This is a genomic window from Micromonospora salmantinae, from assembly GCF_022230905.1.
Taxonomy (GTDB): domain Bacteria; phylum Actinomycetota; class Actinomycetes; order Mycobacteriales; family Micromonosporaceae; genus Micromonospora; species Micromonospora salmantinae.
The window spans coordinates 68,395-88,885 of sequence record NZ_JAKKFG010000045.1; the positions used below are offsets into that span (position 1 = coordinate 68,395).

The following is a 20,491-nucleotide window of genomic DNA, read 5'->3' on the forward strand; positions in this document are numbered from 1 at the left end:
ATAGGCGACAGTCGCGGACGGTAACCGTCGCGTCCGCGGGTGCAGAGCAAAGGAGGGTGGGTGGGACCGGCTGGCCCGGTGCGGGAGCGGTCTTCGAGGGCGGGCAGGGGGCAGGATGGCGGGTGGCGTCGGTCACAGCGGCCGGCGACGGGGCGGCTGCGGAGATGGTCGGCGCGGCTGCGGAGATCGTCGGGCGGCCGGCCGCAAGGCCGACCGGGTCGCCCGGCGGGAGCGGCCGCGCCGCGTCGGACTGGAGGGAGGCGCGCGGTGGACGACGAGTTCGACGTGGTGGTGGTGGGGGCGGGGCCGGCCGGGGCGGCAGCCGCGCTGACGGCGCGCCGGGCCGGTGCCAGCGTGCTGCTGCTGGACCGGGCCGATTTCCCCCGGGACAAGGCGTGTGGTGACGGGATCGCCGCGCACTCGGTGGACGTGCTCGCCGAGCTGGGGGTGACCGAGGCGGTGGCGGGTTACGCGCCCCTGCCGGCGCTGCGCATGATCTCGCCGGGTGGCGGTGCGGTGGCTCGGGCGCTGCCCCGACCCGCGTACACGGTGCCCCGGGAGGTCTTCGACGCGCGGCTGGTGGCGGCCGCGGTGGCCGCCGGCGCGCAACTGCGCCGGCACACGGTGCGCCAGGTCGAGCCGCGCGCGGACCGGGTGGTACTCGACGGGCAGGTGTCCGGCCGGGTGGTGATCGGCGCGGACGGCGCCGGCTCGGTGGTACGTCGGACGCTCGGCCACCCGCAGAACCCCGACCGGCACCTCGCGCTGGCCATCCGGGGGTACGCCCCGGCTCTGCCCGGCCCGTCCGAGCAGCTCATCGTCACCTCGAAGGCGCGTTGGCCGGCGTACGCCTGGTCGTTTCCGATCGGTGACGGACGGGCGAACGTCGGGTACGGGGAGGTCCTGCGCGGCGAGCCGCTGAGCCGAGCGTACCTGCTGGACCGGCTGGCCGCGCTGCTGCCCGGCACCGATCTGGCGACCGTCACCGCGTTGCGCGCGCATCACCTGCCGCTCTCCACCCACCGGCCGTCGCCGGGGCGAGGCCGCACGCTGTTGGCCGGGGACGCCCTGTCACTGATCAATCCGTTCACCGGGGAGGGGATCTTCTACGCGTTGCTCTCCGGCGCGCTCGCCGGGTCGGCGGCGGCCAGGTCGCCCGAGGGCGCGGCTGGCCGCTACGCCGACGGGTTGCGTCGCCGCCTCGGCACCCACCTGCGGCACAGTTCGGTAGCGGCCTGGTTGGCCCGGCGACGCCGGGTGGTGGACGCGGCGGTCCGGGCCGCCCGTCGGGACGACCGGGTGTTCTACGACGTGGTCGAGTTGGGACTGGGTGACGGACGCCTCACCGCTCGTACGCTCGCGCTGATCGGCGCCGGTCTGGGCGGCGGGGATGGGGCTCCGAGGCAGTGAACTGGCTGAAGGGTCGCTACGCTGCTAGGTGATGACGCTGCGGAACCTTATCTACTCCGTGTACGAGCGCCGGCTCACGGCGAAGCTCGCGGGTAAGCCGGTGCCCCGGCACGTCGGGGTGATGTGCGACGGCAACCGCCGATGGGCGAGGGAGATGGGCTTCGTCGACCCGAACGACGGGCACCGGGTCGGCGCGGCGAAGATCAAGCATGTCCTCGGCTGGTGTGACCAGGCCGGCGTCGGGCACGTGACCCTCTACCTGCTGGCCACCGACAACCTGCGCCGTCCGGCCGCCGAGCTGGACCCGCTCCTCAAGATCATTGAGGACCTGGTGGTGGAGCTCTCCGAGGAGGGCAACCCCTGGCGACTGCGCATCGTCGGGGCGCTCGACCTGCTGCCGGCGCAGACGGCGGCGGCGCTCAAGGGCGCCGAGGAGCGCACCCGCGAGCGCACCGGCGGTGCGGAGGTCAACATCGCGGTGGGCTACGGCGGCCGCCGGGAGATCACCGACGCGGTCCGTTCGCTGCTGCTGGAGCACGCCGCCACCGGAGGCACGATCGAGGAGTTGGCCGAGGTGCTGGACGTCGAGCACATCGCCGAGCACCTCTACACCCGGGGCCAGCCCGACCCGGACCTGGTCATCCGCACCAGCGGCGAGCAGCGGCTGTCCGGTTTCATGCTCTGGCAGTCCGCGCACTCGGAGTTCTACTTCTGCGAGCTCAACTGGCCGGATTTCCGGCACATCGACTTTCTGCGGGCCCTGCGCTCGTACGCCACCAGACAACGCCGCTACGGCGCCTGAGCCGGCGGCGACGCCGTCGGTCGCCGCCGGAGTCAGGTCAGTTCAGGGCAGGTGGGTCAGCGCCCGGGTGAGGAAGTCGCCCAGGGCGGCCGGCGACTCGATGGTCAGGTCGGCGGCGTTGGCCACCTCGTGCCCGGTCTCCGGGTTGGCCACCGCCACGCAGACACCGAGGAAGTCCGGGTCGGCGGCGGCGCGAGCGCGCAGCGCGGCGAAGGCCTTGATGTCGGAGACGTCGTCGCCGAAGTACCAGGCGCCGGTGGCACCCTTGATCGCCTCGCCGATCACCATGCCCTTGTCCCGGTCGACAGGTGGCTTGAGCTCCAGCACCATCCGCCCGGCCTGCGAGCGCAACCCCAGACGGTCGGCCTGCGCCTGCCCCCACTGCTGCACCGTCGCGCCGAGTCGCGGGGCGGTACGCCAGTGCAGCGCGACCGAGAGCCGCTTGTACTCCACAAGCGTGCCGGGTGGCAGTTCTGCCCGAGCCAGGTCGGCCAGCTCCGCCATTGTCGGCACCCAGGGCAGCGCGGCAGGTTCGGTGACCGTCTCGCCGCCGGAGTGGCTGTGCTCCAGGCCGTAGAGGCCGTAGAGGTCCACACCGACGAGCCCGCCGAGCTGATCCCGAAGGAACTCGACGGGTCGGGCGGACACGATCGCGACCCGCTGCACGACCGGGGCGAGCGCCTCGATCGCTGCCAACGCCTTGGGCGCCGGGCGTACCGCGGTCGGATCGTCGTCGACGGGCGCGAGCGTGCCGTCGAAGTCGAAGAAGAGCACGGTCCCGGCCGCCCGGCTGGCGGTTATCCGCCAGGCCTGGTCGGCGTTCAACGGGGTTCTCGGCTGCTGATTGCCCAGATTCAACGGCGGCACGCGCGTCAGCGTACCCCGGCGATCCAGGCTCATTCCTGGCCGAGCGGACCCATTGAGCGGTACGCGATCAGCGTTCGGCGGCTCCTCGTCCGCGCCGGCCGAACGGCACCACCGCCGCCTCCTGGCCGTGGCTCAACAGGTAGCCCTCCACGAACCCGGTGTTGCGATCGCCGGTGTGGTTGTCGATCTCGTTGAGCCGTGCCACCAGGAACTCGGTGAGCGCGCTGATTCGGTTGTTCAGACGCTCGTGCAGCTCGGCGACGACGGCCAGGACGACCGCGGTGCCGGCGGTGATGAGCGCAAAGAGGTTGACGAGCAGCGGCAGCTGCCCGCCGTCGACCGCGAGGGTCACCGTGTTGCCGGTCGCCCACAGTGTCACCGACACCGTTGCGACCACGACTGCCAACCACTTCAGGGTCATGGACAGACCCCTCCTTCTGTCCCGCAGGGCTGGGTTCGGCCTTGTCCCGTCCCCCCGCCGATGACGAGCCCAAGCAGTACGAATAGGGACGCTAGCGTGCCCGTTCCAGCCCCGGAGGCAAACGAATGAACCTGACCAGGCGTTCTTTCGCTATCTGAGGAACTAGCCTGCCTGATTGCCCCTTTTTCGGACATCGACCGGCAACGTTGGGCGGTATGCGAGGTATCTGATGGTTTCCCGGATGTGGAACTTCTCCGCGTCCGACACCTGCGGATCGACCAGACGGCGCAGCAGCGCCTCCACGTCGGGGTCCATCGGAGGGGCGGCCTGGCCGGTGCGAGGGCCGGCCGCAGCGCGGTCCCAGCCGAGTGCGGCGAACGCGGCGGCCGGGTTCAACCCCAGGCCCTCGCAGAAGGCGACCACCCGCTCGGCCTCCGGGTCGCTGGCCCAGTCGCCCCGGACCCAGCGGTTGATGGTCTGCCGGGAGACGCCGGTGCGCCGGGACACCTCGGTGCCGCTCCAGGCTCGGGTCGCCCGTGCCTCGTCCAGAGCCCGCCGGACGAAGGTGGCGAAGGCGATCTTCCGCGCATTGGCCGTCTCGGTCACTCCGTGACGGTACGGCCAGCCGGCCGAGGGTGCGCGCCCCGGCTCGCCACTGTCACGCAGACGTGACGAGGAGTTCGGATTTCCGGTAAACGAGTCAGTGCCACTGTTGAGGGGTGTCACGCGGGCAGAATAGATGAACGTAGTGGCAAACGTAAGCGTACGAAAAGCTGATACTGTCACGCCCATGGGACAATCTACGGTGTGTCACGTGCATGAGACGATTGGTGCTCACATGCGTCACGCCCCCGGTGCCAGGGGGTCGTGGTGACCGAGCTCGCCACCCGCGCCCAGGCCTTCGGGCTGATCGCCGAGGGGGTCGCCGCAGGGCTGACCGCCCCCTGGCGCCTCTACCTGGCCCGAGGCTGCCGCTACCTGTCGCTGAGCGTCGGTGATCGTGCCGAGTGGAACGCCTGGCGTACCCATCTCGGCTGCCCGGAGCTGAGCGTCCGGGTCTACGACGCCGGCGGCGAGATCCGCCGGTCCTCGGTGGCCGAAGTCGTGCTGGACGGCTGCCGGATCAGCGTCGAACTGGTCGAGGAGGTCAGCACCGACGACCTGGACCGGCTGCTCGTCGCCGACCCCACCACGATCGAGCCGGAGGAGCGATGACCTGGCGTCCCGGCTGGGCCGGAGCTGCCCGATGAGCCCGTTTCTCGCGGTGTTCCTCGTCCTGGTGCTCGGTGCCACCAGTTACGCGGCCGGCCGGCTGCACGGGCAGCTCAGCTACCGCATCGGCTACCGCTTCGGTTACCGGCAGGGCTACTTCGACGGTGACCGGGGCGCCTGGAACCGGCGTCGTCGGGACGCCCAGGCGGCGATCGCCTCGGCCCTGTCGGTCTCGCCCGCGGGCGTGGCCCGCTCCGCCGGCGCTGTCGAACGCCCCGGCACCACGTACACCGGCTCGTCGTTCAGCGCGCCGGCCGCCCCGATCACCGGGCGGCACCCGACCGGCACGCTCGTCCGACGTACCGGTTGAGGTCGGTCGGCGGGGCTGCCCCGCCGACCGGCGCCACGAGCGCGGTGCGTCGTCCGCGGCGGACACGCACCGTCGGGGTCACGTCAGACCGGTGACGGTGGCCCCACCCGGCCGGGATGCGCGCAGGGGGCATGCATCCCGGCCGGTTCCGCCGCGTTCGCGACAATGCCTTTCGGCTGGTGCGGGCGTCGACGGAGCCCTGTTCATGAGCGCGTCCTGGGAGATCCACGTTCGGCCCCTAGCCGGGAGGGTCCGGCGGGGCTAGCGTCTAGGCATGGCACGGGGTTCTCCCGCGCCAGCCGGCCCGCCCGGATCTGCGACCTCGCGCATGGGGTTCCGCATCCGACCCCGTGTCCCCGGGCACCGGAGGAGGCGGAACACGGGTGGCGGGTGCCCATCCGTCGGAGCAGGCCTGTGACGACTCGCCGTACCACCGCCGGTGCCGACCAGACCCCGGCCGCGACTGCCACGCCCCGCCGAGCCACCAGGAGCCGCCGTTCGGCGGCCGCCGCGCCGGCCGACCCCAAGGAGCCACGACCAGCCGGCCAGGCCTTTGTCCTGGACACGTCGGTGCTGCTCTCCGATCCGGCGGCGTTCCACCGGTTCGCGGAGCACGAAGTGGTGCTACCTCTGGTGGTCATCACCGAGTTGGAAGGCAAACGGCACCATCCGGAGCTGGGCTGGTTCGCCCGGCAGTCGCTGCGGATGCTCGACGACCTGCGGGTTCGGCACGGCCGACTCGACCGCCCGGTGCCCGCCAACGATGTCGGCGGCACCCTGCGGGTGGAGCTCAACCACACCGACGACGGGGTCCTGCCGCCCGGGTTCCGCACCGAGAGCAATGACGCCCGGATCCTCTCCGTCGCGCTCAACCTCGCCGCAGAGGGGCGGGAGGTGACCCTGGTCAGCAAGGACATGCCGTTGCGGGTCAAGGCGGCCTCGGTGGGTCTGCGTGCCGACGAGTACCGCCACGGCCAAGCCAGCGACCCGACCTGGACCGGTATGTCGGAGATGGAGTTGAGCGAGGAGCAGATCGGCCAGCTGTACGCCGGCGAGACGCTCGACCTCGACGAGGCGGCCGGGCTGCCCTGCCACACCGGTCTGGTGCTGCACTCGGGGCGTGGTTCCGCGCTCGGTCGGGTGCTGCCGGACAAGTCGGTGCGTCTGGTCCGGGGCGACCGGGAGGCGTTCGGGCTGCACGGCCGCTCGGCCGAGCAGCGGATCGCCCTCGACCTGTTGTTGGACGAGTCGATCGGGATCGTCTCGCTGGGTGGCCGGGCCGGCACCGGCAAGTCGGCGCTGGCGCTCTGTGCCGGGCTGGAGGCGGTGATGGAGCGCCGCCGCCACAAGAAGGTGATCGTGTTCCGCCCGCTGTACGCCGTCGGTGGCCAGGAGTTGGGCTACCTGCCGGGCTCGGAGTCGGAGAAGATGTCGCCGTGGGCCCAGGCGGTCTTCGACACGCTCGGCGCGGTGGTGCACGAGAACGTGCTGGAGGAGGTCACCTCGCGGGGCATCCTGGAGGTGCTGCCGCTGACCCACATCCGCGGGCGCAGCCTGCACGACGCCTACGTGATCGTGGACGAGGCCCAGTCGCTGGAGCGCGGGGTGCTGCTGACAGTGCTGTCCCGGATCGGGCAGGGCTCCCGAGTGGTGCTCACTCACGACGTGGCCCAGCGCGACAATCTGCGGGTCGGCCGGCACGACGGGGTGACGGCTGTCATCGAGGCGCTCAAGGGTCATCCGCTCTTCGCGCACGTCACCCTCAGCCGTTCGGAGCGGTCTCCGATCGCCGCGATGGTCACCGACCTGCTGGAGGACATCCCGATCTGAGGGGTATTATGTGGGCCTTTGTCCGCATTTTTAGTGTGGCGCAGGTCACAAACGGCCTGGTTGGTTTCCCATCAGCCTCACTGTGCGCAATCGTGTCCCACGAGCGTCCACGCACCACCGGAATCGTTGGCGATCGTTCGTCCCGAGACGGACGACATCGGCGAAGGTCGGTGCGTCGGCGCGGCCGGCAACCGGTCGGGGCGCTCGTGGCACGGCTGACGGCCCACCTGTGGTCTGCGCCGCGCCACGTCCTTGCTCCCGACGAAGGGACCACTTCGTGAGTCGGCTGTGGAGCCGGTTGGGCGCCCGTACGGCTGCTGTAGCGCTGCTCTCCGTGGGCGTTGCCGGTGGCTTCTACCTGGGCGAAGACCGGGAAACCCAGCAACAGGGTCTGACCGAGCAGGTCAGTCTCGAGGTCGACCGGGCCGACCTCGCGTACCAGCGCGAGCGGCAGGCCGCCCACCAGGTGCAGTTCTCCAAGCAGCGGGCCGCCGAGTACCAGGCCAAGCTGCGGGCGAAGCAGGCCGCCAAGGAGGCCGCCGAGCGGGCCCGCCGGGCCGAGGCCGCCGCGGCGTCCCGCAAACGCGAACGCGCGGCCGCCAACGCGCCAGCCAAGCCGTACGACGGGCCCATCCCGGCGTCCTGCGCGGAGTACAGCGGCAACCGCAAGACCGGCTGCGCCCTGATGATCGCCGCCGGCTTCGGCATCGCCGAGTTCCCCTGCCTGGAGAAGCTCTGGACCAAGGAGAGCGGCTGGAACCACAAGGCCAACAACTCCTCGTCCGGTGCGTACGGCATCCCGCAGTCTCTGCCGGGCAGCAAGATGGGCTCCGTCGCGTCCGACTGGCGGACCAACCCCGCCACGCAGATCAAGTGGGGATTGGGCTACATCAAGGGCAGGTACAAGACGCCCTGCGGTGCCTGGACCTACTTCCAGAACAACAACCACTACTGACGGCTGTCGAAGGCGGGGCAGGTGGCTCTCCACCGCCCCGCCTTCGCGCGTACTCCGGACGGGACGTGAGTGGCGGTCGGCCGCTTTTGCTGATAGCAGTTGTGGAGTGACCCTGCACCCGTCAAGCGGCGACCCCTATCAGTTCGGCACCGAGGCGTTCTACGCCGCGCTCGGCCGGGCGTTCGTCGCCATGTGCGCGGTGGTCCCGTTCCTCTTCCTCATCGAGGCCGTCGACCAGGGGCTCGCGTTCGGCCTGGACGCCACCGCCGGCATCATCCCGCAGCGCATCGACGGGCTGGACGGGGTCTTCTTCTCCCCGTTCCTGCACCACGGTTTCGACCACCTCTACAGCAACAGCATCCCGCTGATCCTGCTGGGCACCTTCGTCCTCGCCGCCGGCGCCCGCCGGTTCCTCTGGTCGACCCTGGTCATCATCCTGGTCAGCGGGCTCGGCGTGTGGTTCACCGGCTCACCCAACTCGGTGGTGGTCGGCGCCAGCGGTGTCATCTTCGGCTACCTCGGCATCCTGCTCACCCGGGGCATCGTCGAGCGCAGCTGGTGGAACTTCGCGGTCTTCCTCCTTGTCGGTCTGCTCTACGGCTGGCAATTGGTCGGCATCCTCCCCACCGACGAGCGGATCTCCTGGCAGGGGCACCTGTTCGGCCTGCTCGGCGGGGTGGTGGCGGCGATCCTGTTCCGCCGCCGACGACCCGCCGTGGGCGGCCCGGACTACTCGGGCTCCACGCTCAGCCTGCCCTGAGGCGATTCTCCGGCGCGCCTCTGGGACGTGCTTGCCCGGCCGTCGCCGCCCGCTTACGGTCGAGATCAGCACGCGTTGATCCGTGAGCGGAAAGCGACGGTACGCCATGCGCGAGGTCGATGTCGCCGTGATCGGGGCCGGTCCGGCCGGCCTCTTCGCCGCGTACTACGCCGGGTTCCGAGGGCTGTCGGTGGCGGTGATCGACGCGTTGCCCGAGCCGGGCGGTCAGATCACCGCCATGTACCCGGAGAAGCTGATCCTCGACGTCGCCGGCTTTCCCGCGGTCAAGGGCCGCGACCTGGTGGCCAACCTGGTGGCCCAGGCGGCACCGTTCGGTCCGGAGTACCTGCTCGGCACCCGGGCGGAGAAGCTCGCCTACGCCGACGGCCGCCCGGTGCTCGGCCTGGCCGGTGGCGAGCAGCTCGCGTGCGGCGCGATAGTGGTCACCGGCGGGCTCGGCAGCTTCAGCCCTCGGCCGTTGCCGTGCGCCGACGGCGCCCCCGGCTCGGGGATCGTCTACTTCGTGACCGAGCCGACCGAGCTGACCGATCGGGACGTGCTGATCGTCGGTGGCGGCGACTCCGCGTTCGACTGGGCGCTGGCGCTGCAACCGCTGGCCCGGTCGGTGACTCTGGTGCACCGCCGGGAGAAGTTTCGGGCCCACGCGTCGACGGTCGCCCGGGTGCTGTCCCTGCCGGTGCGGGTGGTGGTCAACGCCGAGGTCACCAGGCTGCTCGGGGACGGCGCGGTGACCGGTGCCGAGGTGACGGTGCGCGGCGGCGCGACCGAGACGCTGCCGGTGCACACCGTGGTGGCCGCCCTCGGCTTCACCGCCGACCTGGGCCCGCTCGCCGAGTGGGGGCTACGGCTGGACCGCCGGCACATCCTGGTCGACAGCGCGATGGCCACCAACCTGCCCCGGGTCTTCGCGGCCGGTGACATCACCGAGTACCCGGGCAAGGTCCGGCTGATCGCCACCGGCTTCGGTGAGGCGGCGACGGCGGTCAACAACGCGGCAGTGGCCATCGACCCGAGCGCACACCTCTTCCCCGGGCACTCCTCCGACGCCGGCTGACATTCGTCGTCGATGGCGGAGCGGCGGTCACTGACGAGGTCGGATCTCTGCCGTCACACTCGGGACTCACGTCGGCGCGCGGGTGGCGCCAGCGCGGCGATCAGCACCGCCACCATGGTCAGCGCCGCCCCGAGCAGAGTGTTCACACCCGGATGCGAGGCCGCTGTGGGGAGGATCAGGTCCAGCAGGACGGCGCCCACGATCTGCCCGGCGATGGTGGCCAGGCCGAGCAGCAGCACACCGGTGAAGCGGACGATCGCGGCGGCGATCGCGATGAACACGATGCCGATCGGACCGCCCAGGTAGAGCCACGGCTCGGTCGGCAGGTAGCCGCCGGGCCAGCCGCGTACGGCGATGTCGATCGCGAACGTGACGAGCAGGGTGACAGTGCCGACGGCGAAGTTGACAAGCGTGGCGGTCAACGCACTGTCGGCCGCCGCTCGGACCCGGCCGTTGACGGCCTGCTGCCAGGCGATACCCACCCCGGCGAGCAGCGGTAGCAGGGCCAGCGCCAGCGCGCCCGGTTCGCCAAGACGGTCGCCGACCGCCAGGCCGACCGCGAGCACTGTGAGCACCGCGCCGGCCAGCCGCTGCCGGGTGATCGGCTGCCGGCCGGTCGGCCCGATCCCGGCCCGGTCCACGGCGAGGCTGCTGCCGGTCTGGCCGGCGACCACCGCCACGGTGAAGACCGCCACGCCCAACGTGCCGATGGTGAGGCCCTGGGTGGCCACCAGGAAGGCTCCGCACATCCCGCCGAGGCACTGCCACGGCCGCAGCGTGCCGGTCCGCAGGGCCCGCCGCGTCGCGGCCAGCCCTCGCCGACCACCGGGGGTGGCGGGCACCAGCACCAGCAGCACCAGCAGGCCGGTGCCGAACGAGACGACAGCGGCGGCGAAACCGTCGTCGAGGCGTACCCCCAGCTCGCCGTTGATGCGCGACTGCACCGCCACCGCGACCCCGGAGGCCGACGCCAGCGCGACACCGGTTATCCGGCGGGCGGCCGACAGGGTCTGCGGGGTCGCCGTGTCGGCGGCTGTCACTCCTGCTCGGCCAGCGGACGACCGTCGAAGTCGACAGCGGAGTAGAGCGCCAGCTTCTCCAGCCGGTGGTACGAGTCGATCACCCGGATGGTGCCGCTCTTCGAGCGCATGACGATCGACTGGGTGTACGCGCCGCCCGCCCGGTAACGCACCCCGCGCAGCAGGTCGCCCGAGGTGACCCCCGTCGCCACGAAGAAGCAGTTGTCGCCGGTGACCAGATCGTCGGTGCCCAGCACCCGGTCCAGGTCGTGCCCGGCGGCGATCGCCTTCTCCCGCTCCTGCTCGTCGCGCGGCCACAGCTTGGCCTGCATCGCACCACCCATGCACTTCAGCGCGCACGCGGAGATGATGCCCTCCGGGGTGCCGCCGATGCCCATCAGGACGTCGACGTCCGACTCGCCCCGGGCCGCCGCGATGGAGCCCGCGATGTCGCCGTCGGAGATGAACCGGATCCCCGCCCCGGTTCGGCGGATCTGCGCGACCAGGTCGTCGTGGCGGCTCCGGTCGAGCACGCAGACGGTCACCTCGGCGACGTCGGTGCCCTTGACCTTGGCGATCCGGCGCAGGTTCTCCGCCACACCGGCGTTGATGTCGATCACGTCGGCGTACGCCGGCCCGACGGCGAGCTTCTCCATGTAGAACACGGCGCTCGGGTCGAACATCGCACCACGCTCGGAGACGGCGAGCACCGCCACCGCGTTCGGCATGCCCTTGCTCATCAGGGTGGTGCCGTCCACCGGGTCGACGGCGACGTCCACCTCCGGGCCGGTGCCGTCGCCGACGTGTTCGCCGTTGAAGAGCATCGGGGCGTTGTCCTTCTCGCCCTCGCCGATCACCACCACACCGCGCATCTGGATCGAGTTGATCAGCTTGCGCATCGCGTCGACAGCGGCCCCGTCGCCGCCCTCCTTGTCGCCCCGACCGACCCACCGGCCGGCGGCCATCGCCGCGGCCTCGGTGACCCGGACCAGGTCGAGGGCAAGGTTTCGGTCGAGATCCTGTGGGATCCGCGTCCTGGTGTTCGTCATGACGGCTACTCCTCCTCGCGACGGTGCGGGGACGACCGGCGGCGGGGAGGCCCTCACTGCCGGCTTTGTCGCTGATCCTCACACGATGGCCGACCGGGCGTCGGCGCGGGGCGGTGATGGCCCGGATACCGCCGGTCGGGCGGCTGCGAAGATAACGGGGTGGAACCCGCACAGCCAGCCGACCGCGTACCCGCCGACCGCACGCCGCCCGACGGCCAGCCGCCGGCCGACGTCCCCGCCGGCCGTGGCGGTGAGCCCGCCGCGACCGACCCGACCCCACCGCCGCCGGCGGTGTCCGGCAAGTCCGAGCGGTCGCCGAAGGACATGGCGATCTCGCTGCTGGTGCTGCTCGTCCCGATCGCGCTGCTGCTGGCGTTCTACCGGGGATTCCTCGGCGGCGACCAGGCCACCACGGTCGATCCGGCGCCCGCCATCGAGCAGGCACGTTCGGCGAACGTCTTTCCGGTGAGTCAGCCGCAGGGGCTCGGCGCCGACTGGAAGACGGTCAGCGCCCGCTACCAGACCGTCGAGGGCGGTGCGAACCTGCGACTCGGCTACCTCACGCCGGAGGGGCGGGGCGTCCAACTGCTGCAGAGCAGCGTCCCGGCGGACCGTCTGCTCCCGGCCGAGCTGACCAGTCAGGGTCAGCCGCAGGGCCCCACCGAGCTGGCCGGGCGCTCCTGGCAGCTCTACACGGCCCGGGGGAACCAGCAGGCGCTGGTCCTGCTGGAGCCGACCCGCACGGTGATCGTCGTCGGCGACGCCCGGGACAACGAACTCCGCGAACTGGCCGGCTCACTGCGCTGACCGGACCAGGTGGGTGGCCCACTGGCGCCGAATCTGGGCAACAGGCCCGAAGGGTGATTGTCCGACCCGTCGACAGGGAACAAGGAGGGGGTGACCCGGGCGCGCTGCTCGGCCCGGGTCGCGCGACGTAGCCGACGGTGCTGCTGCGTCGCCCGGTTTCCGGCGCCGTCCAGGTCGTCGGGTGACCCCCTTGGGAGACACGTATGACTGTTCGACGACTCGGCGCCGGCCTGGTAGCCGCCGCTCTGATCACGCCCGCACTGGCCGCCTGCGCCAGCGGAACCGGCACCGCCGGATCGACGCCGTCCCCGACGGTGAGCGCGTCCGGCACGGCGAGCGCGTCCGGCGCCCCGGTGGCGGGTGACGCCAAGCAGGCCCTGCTCGACTCCACCAAGGAGATCAGCAACGGGAACTTCCGGTTCACCCTGGCCGGCGCCGGCTCGACGGCGGAGGGGCTGGTGCACCAGCCCAGCCAGAGCGCGGCGATGAAGATCGCGATCGGTGGCCCCTCGTCCGACCTGGCGATGAAGCTCGACGTGGTCCACTTCAAGCCGGACAGCTGGGTCAAGCTGGAGCTGACCGGCCCCACCGCCGACAGCCTGCCCGCCATCAAGCAGCTCAACCTCGGCAAGTACCAGCACCTGGACCAGAACCGGATCAAGGGCAACCGCAACCTCGGCTTCGACTTCGAGAAGGTTGACCCGGCCGGTAGCGCGGTGCTCACCCAGGGCATCACCGAGGTCCGCAGCACCGGCACCGGCGCGTACGCCGGCAGCATCGACGTCACGAAGGCCGCCGAGGCGGGCTCGTTGAACGCCGCCACGATCGCCGCGCTGGGCACCCAGGCGAAGACCGTCCCGTTCACCGCGAAGGTGGACCCGCAGGGCCGGCTCAGCGAGCTCGTGCTCCAGTTGCCGGCCGCCGGGCAGACCGCCGCCCAGGAGATCAAGATGACCTACTCCGACTACGGAGCCGCCACGGCCGCGCAGAAGCCGCCGGCGGATCAGGTCGTCGAGGCGCCGGCCGAGCTGTACAGCCTGTTCAACTGACGTGCCGAGGTGGGGCGGCTCCGGCCGCCCCACCGGCGGTCGGTCAGGAAGCGGGCTCCTGCCGGGCGGCGTCGATCCGCGCCCGCGCACCGTCCAGCCAGCGTTGACAGATCACCGCCAGCGCCTCGCCGCGCTCCCAGAGCGCCAGCGACTCCTCCAGGGACGTGCCGCCGGCTTCCAGCCGCTCCACCACCGAGGCCAGCTCGGCGCGGGCCTGCTCGTAACTGAGCCGCTCGTCCGGCCCGGCCTTCGTGTCGTCAGTCATCGCGTTCATCTCAGCACACCACTCCCCACCTCGCCGCGTCGCCACTCAGCCATCGACGGTGGCGGCCAGCTCGCCGTCGGCCAGTCGTACCCGCAGCGGGTCGCCCTTGCCGACCTCCGCCGCCGCGCGGACCACGTGGCCGTCCGCGCGCTGCACTATCGCGTACCCCCGGTCGAGGGTGGCGGCGGGGGAGAGGGCGCGCAGCCGCGCGAGGGTGTGCCGCAGGTCATCCTCGGCGGCCGCGAGCCGGTGCTCCAGGCAGCGGCCGGCCCGCTGACGCAACGCGGTCAGCTCGGTCGCCCGATGCTCCACCATCACCTGGGGCCGGGCCAGCACCGGCCGTGAACGCAGCCCGTCGAGCCGGTGCGTCTCCCGGTCGACCAGGTTGCGTACCGCCCGTTCGAGGCGGTGCCGGGCCTGACCGATGAGGCGTACCTCCTCGGTGAGGTCGGGAACGACCCGCTTCGCCGCGTCGGTCGGGGTGGAGGCACGGACGTCGGCGACGTAGTCGATCAGGGGCGCGTCCGTCTCGTGGCCGATCGCGCTGACCACCGGCGTACGACAGCCGAACACCGCGCGGCACAGCGCCTCGTCGGAGAAGGGCAGCAGGTCCTCGATACCGCCGCCGCCCCGCGCGATGATGATCACGTCGATGCTCGGGTCGGCGTCCAGCACCTTGAGCGCGTCGACGATCTGTGGCACCGCGGACGGGCCCTGCACGGCCACGTTGATCGTCCGGAACTCCACCGCCGGCCAGCGCCGTCGAGCATTTGTCAGCACGTCCCGCTCCGCCGCCGACGCGCGACCGGTGATGAGCCCGATCCGGCCGGGCAGGAACGGCAGTCGACGCTTGCGGGCGCGGTCGAAGAGCCCTTCGGCGGCGAGCAGCTTCTTGAGCTTCTCCAGTCGGGCCAGCAGCTCCCCGAGCCCCACCTGACGAATCTCGTCGGCCCGCAGGCTCAGCGTGCCCCGGGCGGCGTAGAACTCCGGCTTGGCGTGCAGCACCACGCGCGCGCCCTCGCGTAGCTCCGGCGCTCCGGAGTCCAGGACGTCCCGGTTGGTGGTGACGGTCAGGCTCAGGTCGGCCGATGGGTCACGCAGGGTGAGGAAGACCGTGCTGGCCCCCGGGCGGCGGCTGATCTGCGCCACCTGCCCGTCCACCCACACCCAGCCCAGCTTGGCGATCCAGGCCCCCACCTTCTGGCTGACCACCCGTACCGGCCAAGGCTCCTCAGCGCTGCTGCCCCCGCTGCCCCCGCCGCCGCCCCCGCCGCCCCCGCCACTTCCCACCCGCCCACCCTCGCTCACCCGCCCACCCTACGGACCTCCCGGGTGATCAAGAGGTTTGCGTCGGCGCTGGGCGCGTTTCTGACGTAAACCTCTTGATCACCCGGGGCCGAGGGTGGCAACACCGTTGCGTCAGACGGAGTGGCTGTTCGTCAACCCCGCGCTGTCCGTCGATCATGGAGTTGTGGTGGGTGGCAAAGTGCCCGCATCGAGCCAAACCAGGCACCGTAACTCCATGATCGACGAGGGCGGGCTGCCCCTCGTCCGCGATCTTGCGTTTACTGTCGCGACATAAGAGGGTATTCCGGGCATATCAGCGACCAAAACTGCAAGATCGGCGCGGGCGGGGCCGTTCTGGAGTGACGGACCTGGGTTCACCGTGCCCATGCGCCCACTAACCGATCTCTAGTGCAACGGTGTTGCCGAGGGTGGTTGCGGGCCGCTGCCGCGCTGCGGGGTGGCACGTACGATGGGGCGGTGACTGATCTCCGGACCGGCAAGCGCGTGCTCCTGGCCAAGCCCCGCGGCTACTGCGCGGGTGTCGACCGCGCGGTGCAGACCGTGGAGGAGGCGCTGAAGCTCTACGGCGCCCCGATCTACGTGCGCAAGCAGATCGTGCACAACAAGCACGTGGTGCAGACCCTGGAGGCCCAGGGCGCCATCTTCGTGGAGGAGAACGAGGAGGTGCCGGAGGGCGCCACAGTCGTCTTCTCCGCGCACGGTGTGGCGCCCGAGATCCACGAGCAGGCCAAGGCGCGTTCGTTGAAGGCGATCGACGCGACCTGTCCGCTGGTCACCAAGGTGCACCACGAGGCGCGGCGCTTCGCGGCCGAGGACTACGACATCCTGCTCATCGGCCACGAGGGGCACGAAGAGGTCATCGGCACCGCCGGTGAGGCCCCCGCGCACATCCAGCTGGTGGACGGCCCGGACGGCGCCGACAAGATCACCGTACGTGATCCGGAGAAGGTGGTCTGGCTCTCCCAGACCACGCTCTCGGTCGACGAGACGCTGGAGACTGTGGCCCGCCTCAAGCAGCGGCTGCCGCTGTTGCAGTCCCCGCCCAGCGACGACATCTGCTACGCCACCTCCAACCGGCAGCACGTGGTCAAGGAGATCGCCGCCGACTGTGACGTGGTGATCGTGGTCGGCTCGACGAACTCCTCCAACTCGGTCCGCCTGGTCGAGGTCGCCCTCGACGCCGGTGCCCGCGCCGGTCACCTGGTCGACTTCGCGCACGAGATCGACGACGCCTGGCTGGAGGGGGCCACCACGGTCGGTTTGACCTCGGGCGCGAGCGTCCCGGACGACCTGGTCCAGGAGGTGCTGGTCCACCTCGCCGCCCGTGGCTTCGCCGACGTCGAGGAGATCACCACCGCCAACGAGCGGCTCACGTTCTCGCTTCCGCAGGAGCTGAGGCGGGACATGAAGGCCGCTGCGGCGCGCGGCTGAAGCGTGGGAACGAACTCGGGTCGGCGTACGTCAGATTCGGCATGAGGACTCTTCGGCTCGCCGTCCCCGCGCTGGCCGTCTGCGTGGCGCTGAGCGCCTGCGGCGGCCAGGGTGTCGGGGGCGGCACACCCACCCCGACCCCGACGGGAGCGCAGCCGGTGACCAGCCAGCCCACGCCCGACCCGACGCCCTCGCCAGAGACCGGCACCCGGTCCGTGCCGCCCGGGCTGAAGACTCCGAAACCGGGCGGCCCGAGCACGCCGCCGGGCGTCGGGGCCACCACACTGAGCGGCACCGTGCAGGGCGGTGTGGAGCCTGGCTGCGTACTGCTCGACGGTTACCTACTGCTCGGCGGCCCGCGTGAGGTGCTGACGCCGGGCGCCCGGGTCGAGGTCACCGGTCGGGTGGAGCCCGGCATGATGACCACCTGCCAGCAGGGCACCCCGTTCGTCGTGACGGCCGCCCACCGGTCCTGACCACTGACCCCTGACATGCGGGAGCCCGCCCCCAACGTGGGGACGGGCTCCTGCCGGTGTTACGAGCGGATCAGTTCACGGCACCGATGGACACGTTCCCGCGACCCACGATCGCACCCTCGCTGGTGACGATCGCCAGTTCACCGGAGAGCTGACGCCCGTCGGCCGGAACGGCCACCGCGGTCACCGTGCCGGTGATGGTGGCCGACTCGCCGTGCATCAGCGGCACCGCGACGGCCGGAGCGGTGATCGTGCCCAGCGACGCGGACGCGAACGCGTCGTAGTAGTCGTAGGCGGTGCTGGTGCCCGGCCCGTCAACCCCGTACGGCTCCACCACGACGCGGTAGGTGCCGGCGGCCGGGTTGGTCAGCGTGACCGCCTCCTCCGAGTCGCCGTCCGCGGCCCGGCCGACCTCGGTGGTGTCCCGGTAGACGAACAGGTCCAGGTCGGCGCCCGCGTTGGCGGGGTTGCCGATCCGGGCGGTGAACGTCGACGTGCCCGCCGGGATCTCGACGGTCCACTCCTGGTTGGGACCGCCCTCGGTGATGGTCGGACGCTCGGTCCGCACACCGGTCAGCGCGCCACTGCGGCCGCTGACCGAGACCGGGCCGAAGGCGTTGGTGACCTTCCAGCTCACCGGGGTCGGCTCGCCGGCCTCGACACTGGGCAGCTCGACCAGCGCCGGCTCGACAGTCAGGCCCTGCACCCGCGCCTGGAGCTTGAACGGGTTGTTCAGCGCCGGGGACGTCCGCCGCGACTCCACCTCGATCTCCCAGACCCCGGGAAGCGGGTTCTGGTAGTCACGCTCCTGCGGCTTGCAGACGTTGACGTCGGAGAAGTTGGTGTAGCAGACGGTGCTGGTGGTGGACTCCACCGGCACACCCAACGGGTTGATCGCGATGAATCGGGTCTGCGAACCGGTGGCGATCCCGGAGAGGTTCACCTGGAGGGCCTTGGCACCCTCCGGCACCGTGACGAAGTACGACGTGAACCCGTTGCGGTCGACCGAGCCCTCGTTGGCGTACGAGAAGTTGGGCTTCTTCACGTCGTTCGAGGCCACCACCACCGTGGACACCTCGAAGTCGACCACGTTGGTGGCCGGGTCGTCGATCCGCACGATCGCGCCGTGCGCGCCCTCGGTGGCCGGCTTGGCGGTGACGCTGATGGTGACGGCCTTGTTGAGCGGCAACGCGACGGTCTTCGGTGCCTTGAAGGTGCCGTCGTTGCCCTGGAGCGTGACGTTGTGCTTGATGGTGCCGGCCGGGCCGCTGGTGCGGGTCAGCTTGACCGGGTACGTCTTGCTCTGGCCGACCTTGTGGCCGCCCTCGGACGAGGTGCAGCGGTTGTAGACGCCGGTGCCCCGACCGGGGTTAGGCACGAACTTCACGCCGTTCCAGATGGTCAGCTGCTCCGCCAGGGGGCTGCAGACCGGCGCGTCGGAGACGTACGACCGGGTTTCGACGCCCTGGCGCAGCAGCTGCCAGGCGCCCGGAACGTTGACCATGCCGTAGCCCTGCGCGTACGTCGGCACGTCAGCGATCGGCTTGGCGGAGGTGAACAGCGCCCGCCGCAACGCCGCCGGGCTGACGCCCCGGTCGGTGGCCTTGGCGGCCGACAGCAGCAACGCGCCGGCGCCGGCGGTCTGCGGAGACGCCATCGAGGTGCCGTTCAACATCGCGTAGCCCGGGGGCAGCGCGTATCCGGCCTCGGGGACCGGGGCGCCGAGCTGCCAGGTCGGTGCGGTGGAGATGGCCGAGCCGGGGGCGGCGATGTTCGGCTTGAAGCCGCCGTCCTCGCGCGGGCCACGGGAGGAGAAGTTGAACAGGGCGTTCTTCTTCTTGACGACCGAGCCGTAGTTGGCCAGCCAGGTGTCCTTGCTGATGTTGGCGGCAACGCTGATCACGTTGCTGGCCACCGACGGGTCGCCGACGGTGTTGAGACCCGGGCCGGAGTTGCCGGCCGAGATGATCAACTGCACGCCGTACGTCTCGATCAGTTCGTTGTAGAGGTTCGCCCGCGCGTTGTTGCCGTCGTTCAGGCCCGGTAGGCCACCGATCGACATGTTGACGATGTCGACGCCACGATTGGCCACCAGGTCGATCATGCCGGTGGTGAGCGCCGCCGCGGTGCAGCCGCCGCCCCAGGAGCAGGCGCGGGCGGAGACCAGCTTGGCGCCGGGCGCGGCACCGTCCAAGGCCCCGTTGCCGAGCATGTCGTTGGCGGCGGTGATGCCGGCGACGTGGGTGCCATGGGTGCTCTCGACAATGCCGATGTTGACGTAGTCGTAGGTGCCCGGCAGCCCGATCGGCGTGGTGTTCACGTTCTTGCGGAACTCGACGACGAAGGGCTGCCGCTCGGCGACCGGCGTGGCCGGGTTGTCGGTGCCGAAGTAGCCGATGTCGTACTTCTCCTTGTACGGCCGCATGACCGGGTCGTCGGTGAAGTTGAGGTTCTGGTTGGCGTCCACCCGGATGTTGTTGGTGGCCGGGTCGAAGAGCACACCCCAGGTGTCGGTCGTGTCGCCGTCGCGGTTGACGTCACCCCGGGCGTCGCTCGCGTTGGTGACCGACTCGCTGAACAGGTTGAACCGGTACGTGCCGGCCGGCGCCGTCCAGGTGCCGAGGCCGTCGATGGTGAACGACGGGCCGGCGACCTCGGCCTGCATCCGCCGCCACGAGCTGTCCTCCAGCGGGTCGGTCGCGGTGACCCAGTCGACGATCTTTCGCTCACCGGTGGTGGTCTGCTGCAACGCCGGGTGGGCCAGGTCCACACCGGAGTCCATGATGCCGATCGTGACGCCCCGGCCGTCCCACTCCGGGTGGGCCGCGGTGAACGCCACCGCGCCGGTCTCGTTCGTCGGCATGTACGGGTTGTCCGCCGGGGTGGCCGCGCCCGGCGCCTCCATGGCGGCCTGTCGCGCACCAGCGGTGCCGGTGGGGGTCTGTTCCGGGGCCGGGTCCGGCAGTTGGATGACCTCGTCCAGGTCGACCGCCGACACGCCGGGCAGCCGGGCCGCCTTGAGAACCCGGTCGGTCGGGACCTTGGCCAGCACGAAGCCGACCCGGTCCTGCCGCTGGCTGACAGTGCCGCCGAGCTTGGTGAGGCTGTCGGCGACGTCCCCCGCCTCACCCTTCTCGGTGGCGACGATCAACGTGACGGTCGGAGCCCTCTTGGCGCGGGCCTCGCTGAGCAGTTTGGCGTCGTGCGCGCCCAGCGTCTCGGCGGCGGTGGCCGGGGAGGTGTCCGCTGTGGTCGTTGGAGCGGCGGCCGCGGTGGCGGCACCACCCATGGCGGTCACGGCGCTCGCCGCCAGGACCGATGCGAAGAGCGCGGCTGAGGTGCGCCGGCTCAGGTTTGGGAGTCTGCTCACGTTCTCTTTTCCTCC

Annotated in this window: 20 protein-coding genes; 12 read left to right on the top strand and 8 right to left on the bottom strand. The window is 71.2% G+C overall.

Annotation, left to right across the window (positions count from 1 at the left end):
- Window positions 1–267 precede the first annotated feature (267 nt).
- The gene (locus PSH03_RS29215; RefSeq protein ID WP_238691011.1) at window positions 268–1,410 is read left to right on the top strand and encodes a geranylgeranyl reductase family protein; all 1,143 of its coding nucleotides are present in this window, start codon (window positions 268–270) and stop codon (window positions 1,408–1,410) included.
- 31 nt (window positions 1,411–1,441) lie between these two features.
- Window positions 1,442–2,212: an isoprenyl transferase gene (locus PSH03_RS29220; protein WP_091394347.1), complete on the top strand. Its 771-nt coding sequence runs from the start codon at window positions 1,442–1,444 to the stop codon at window positions 2,210–2,212.
- A gap of 42 nt (window positions 2,213–2,254) precedes the next feature.
- On the opposite strand, the gene otsB is transcribed toward PSH03_RS29220, so the two are convergent.
- From otsB to PSH03_RS29235, 3 genes are all read right to left on the bottom strand, one after another.
- On the bottom strand, window positions 2,255–3,079 hold the full coding sequence (gene otsB / locus PSH03_RS29225; RefSeq protein ID WP_210784415.1) for a trehalose-phosphatase: 825 nt from the start codon (window positions 3,077–3,079) through the stop codon (window positions 2,255–2,257).
- Between the two features lie 67 nt (window positions 3,080–3,146).
- Complete coding sequence (locus PSH03_RS29230) at window positions 3,147–3,500, bottom strand: hypothetical protein (protein WP_210784414.1); 354 nt, start codon at window positions 3,498–3,500, stop codon at window positions 3,147–3,149.
- 162 nt (window positions 3,501–3,662) lie between these two features.
- The gene (locus PSH03_RS29235; RefSeq protein ID WP_091394342.1) at window positions 3,663–4,106 is read right to left on the bottom strand and encodes an XRE family transcriptional regulator; all 444 of its coding nucleotides are present in this window, start codon (window positions 4,104–4,106) and stop codon (window positions 3,663–3,665) included.
- Window positions 4,107–4,370: 264 nt separating this feature from the next.
- Between PSH03_RS29235 and PSH03_RS29240 the strand changes: the two genes are divergently transcribed.
- The 6 genes from PSH03_RS29240 to PSH03_RS29265 all read left to right on the top strand — a co-directional run bounded on the left by PSH03_RS29240 (window position 4,371) and on the right by PSH03_RS29265 (window position 9,702).
- On the top strand, window positions 4,371–4,715 hold the full coding sequence (locus tag PSH03_RS29240; protein ID WP_030328857.1) for a hypothetical protein: 345 nt from the start codon (window positions 4,371–4,373) through the stop codon (window positions 4,713–4,715).
- Between the two features lie 31 nt (window positions 4,716–4,746).
- Window positions 4,747–5,082 (top strand): hypothetical protein, encoded by a 336-nt coding sequence (locus PSH03_RS29245; protein ID WP_210784413.1) that lies wholly within the window; start codon window positions 4,747–4,749, stop codon window positions 5,080–5,082.
- A gap of 414 nt (window positions 5,083–5,496) precedes the next feature.
- Entirely contained in the window at window positions 5,497–6,912 is a 1,416-nt protein-coding gene (phoH2, locus tag PSH03_RS29250; RefSeq protein WP_210784412.1) for an RNA 5'-3' helicase PhoH2, read from the top strand.
- Between the two features lie 277 nt (window positions 6,913–7,189).
- Entirely contained in the window at window positions 7,190–7,867 is a 678-nt protein-coding gene (locus tag PSH03_RS29255) for an aggregation-promoting factor C-terminal-like domain-containing protein (protein ID WP_210784411.1), read from the top strand.
- Window positions 7,868–7,973: 106 nt separating this feature from the next.
- Window positions 7,974–8,627, top strand: a complete 654-nt coding sequence (locus tag PSH03_RS29260) for a rhomboid family intramembrane serine protease (RefSeq protein WP_210784410.1) — start codon at window positions 7,974–7,976, stop codon at window positions 8,625–8,627.
- A 106-nt stretch (window positions 8,628–8,733) separates the two neighbouring features.
- Window positions 8,734–9,702 carry an NAD(P)/FAD-dependent oxidoreductase gene (locus PSH03_RS29265; RefSeq protein ID WP_210784469.1) on the top strand — a complete coding sequence of 323 codons (969 nt, stop codon included), beginning with the start codon at window positions 8,734–8,736 and terminating at the stop codon, window positions 9,700–9,702.
- A 53-nt stretch (window positions 9,703–9,755) separates the two neighbouring features.
- Here the strand turns inward: PSH03_RS29265 and PSH03_RS29270 are convergent, their stop codons facing one another.
- Together PSH03_RS29270 and glpX are read right to left on the bottom strand one after the other, a co-directional pair.
- The gene (locus tag PSH03_RS29270; protein ID WP_238691012.1) at window positions 9,756–10,742 is read right to left on the bottom strand and encodes a DMT family transporter; all 987 of its coding nucleotides are present in this window, start codon (window positions 10,740–10,742) and stop codon (window positions 9,756–9,758) included.
- Complete coding sequence (glpX, locus tag PSH03_RS29275; RefSeq protein ID WP_238691013.1) at window positions 10,739–11,770, bottom strand: class II fructose-bisphosphatase; 1,032 nt, start codon at window positions 11,768–11,770, stop codon at window positions 10,739–10,741. Before glpX ends, PSH03_RS29270 begins: the two co-directional genes overlap by 4 nt.
- Before the next feature lie 159 nt (window positions 11,771–11,929).
- Here glpX and PSH03_RS29280 point away from each other — a divergent pair, with 159 nt between their 5' ends.
- Window positions 11,930–12,577 carry a DUF4245 domain-containing protein gene (locus PSH03_RS29280; protein WP_210784409.1) on the top strand — a complete coding sequence of 216 codons (648 nt, stop codon included), beginning with the start codon at window positions 11,930–11,932 and terminating at the stop codon, window positions 12,575–12,577.
- 203 nt (window positions 12,578–12,780) lie between these two features.
- Window positions 12,781–13,626, top strand: coding sequence for a hypothetical protein (locus PSH03_RS29285; protein ID WP_210784408.1), 846 nt, complete (start codon window positions 12,781–12,783; stop codon window positions 13,624–13,626).
- Between the two features lie 43 nt (window positions 13,627–13,669).
- On the opposite strand, the gene PSH03_RS29290 is transcribed toward PSH03_RS29285, so the two are convergent.
- Both PSH03_RS29290 and xseA read right to left on the bottom strand, forming a co-directional pair.
- Complete coding sequence (locus tag PSH03_RS29290; RefSeq protein WP_030328827.1) at window positions 13,670–13,891, bottom strand: exodeoxyribonuclease VII small subunit; 222 nt, start codon at window positions 13,889–13,891, stop codon at window positions 13,670–13,672.
- Between the two features lie 45 nt (window positions 13,892–13,936).
- Complete coding sequence (gene xseA, locus PSH03_RS29295) at window positions 13,937–15,181, bottom strand: exodeoxyribonuclease VII large subunit (protein WP_238691318.1); 1,245 nt, start codon at window positions 15,179–15,181, stop codon at window positions 13,937–13,939.
- 429 nt (window positions 15,182–15,610) lie between these two features.
- Here xseA and PSH03_RS29300 point away from each other — a divergent pair, with 429 nt between their 5' ends.
- Entirely contained in the window at window positions 15,611–16,630 is a 1,020-nt protein-coding gene (locus PSH03_RS29300; protein ID WP_372494910.1) for a 4-hydroxy-3-methylbut-2-enyl diphosphate reductase, read from the top strand.
- Window positions 16,631–16,671: 41 nt separating this feature from the next.
- Window positions 16,672–17,106 carry a hypothetical protein gene (locus tag PSH03_RS29305; protein WP_112581935.1) on the top strand — a complete coding sequence of 145 codons (435 nt, stop codon included), beginning with the start codon at window positions 16,672–16,674 and terminating at the stop codon, window positions 17,104–17,106.
- Window positions 17,107–17,176: 70 nt separating this feature from the next.
- On the opposite strand, the gene PSH03_RS29310 is transcribed toward PSH03_RS29305, so the two are convergent.
- Window positions 17,177–20,476: a S8 family serine peptidase gene (locus tag PSH03_RS29310; RefSeq protein WP_238691014.1), complete on the bottom strand. Its 3,300-nt coding sequence runs from the start codon at window positions 20,474–20,476 to the stop codon at window positions 17,177–17,179.
- Between the last annotated feature and the right edge of the window lie 15 nt (window positions 20,477–20,491).

Excerpts from the sequence above, each read along its gene's own strand:
- PSH03_RS29305 (WP_112581935.1), top strand. The coding sequence starts at position 16,672 with ATGAGGACTCTTCGGCTCGCCGTCCCCGCGCTGGCCGTCTGCGTGGCG.
- PSH03_RS29230 (WP_210784414.1), bottom strand. The coding sequence starts at position 3,500 with ATGACCCTGAAGTGGTTGGCAGTCGTGGTCGCAACGGTGTCGGTGACA.
- PSH03_RS29290 (WP_030328827.1), bottom strand. The coding sequence starts at position 13,891 with ATGACTGACGACACGAAGGCCGGGCCGGACGAGCGGCTCAGTTACGAG.
- PSH03_RS29285 (WP_210784408.1), top strand. The coding sequence starts at position 12,781 with ATGACTGTTCGACGACTCGGCGCCGGCCTGGTAGCCGCCGCTCTGATC.
- glpX (WP_238691013.1), bottom strand. The coding sequence starts at position 11,770 with ATGACGAACACCAGGACGCGGATCCCACAGGATCTCGACCGAAACCTT.
- PSH03_RS29265 (WP_210784469.1), top strand. The coding sequence starts at position 8,734 with ATGCGCGAGGTCGATGTCGCCGTGATCGGGGCCGGTCCGGCCGGCCTC.
- PSH03_RS29220 (WP_091394347.1), top strand. The coding sequence starts at position 1,442 with ATGACGCTGCGGAACCTTATCTACTCCGTGTACGAGCGCCGGCTCACG.
- PSH03_RS29245 (WP_210784413.1), top strand. The coding sequence starts at position 4,747 with ATGAGCCCGTTTCTCGCGGTGTTCCTCGTCCTGGTGCTCGGTGCCACC.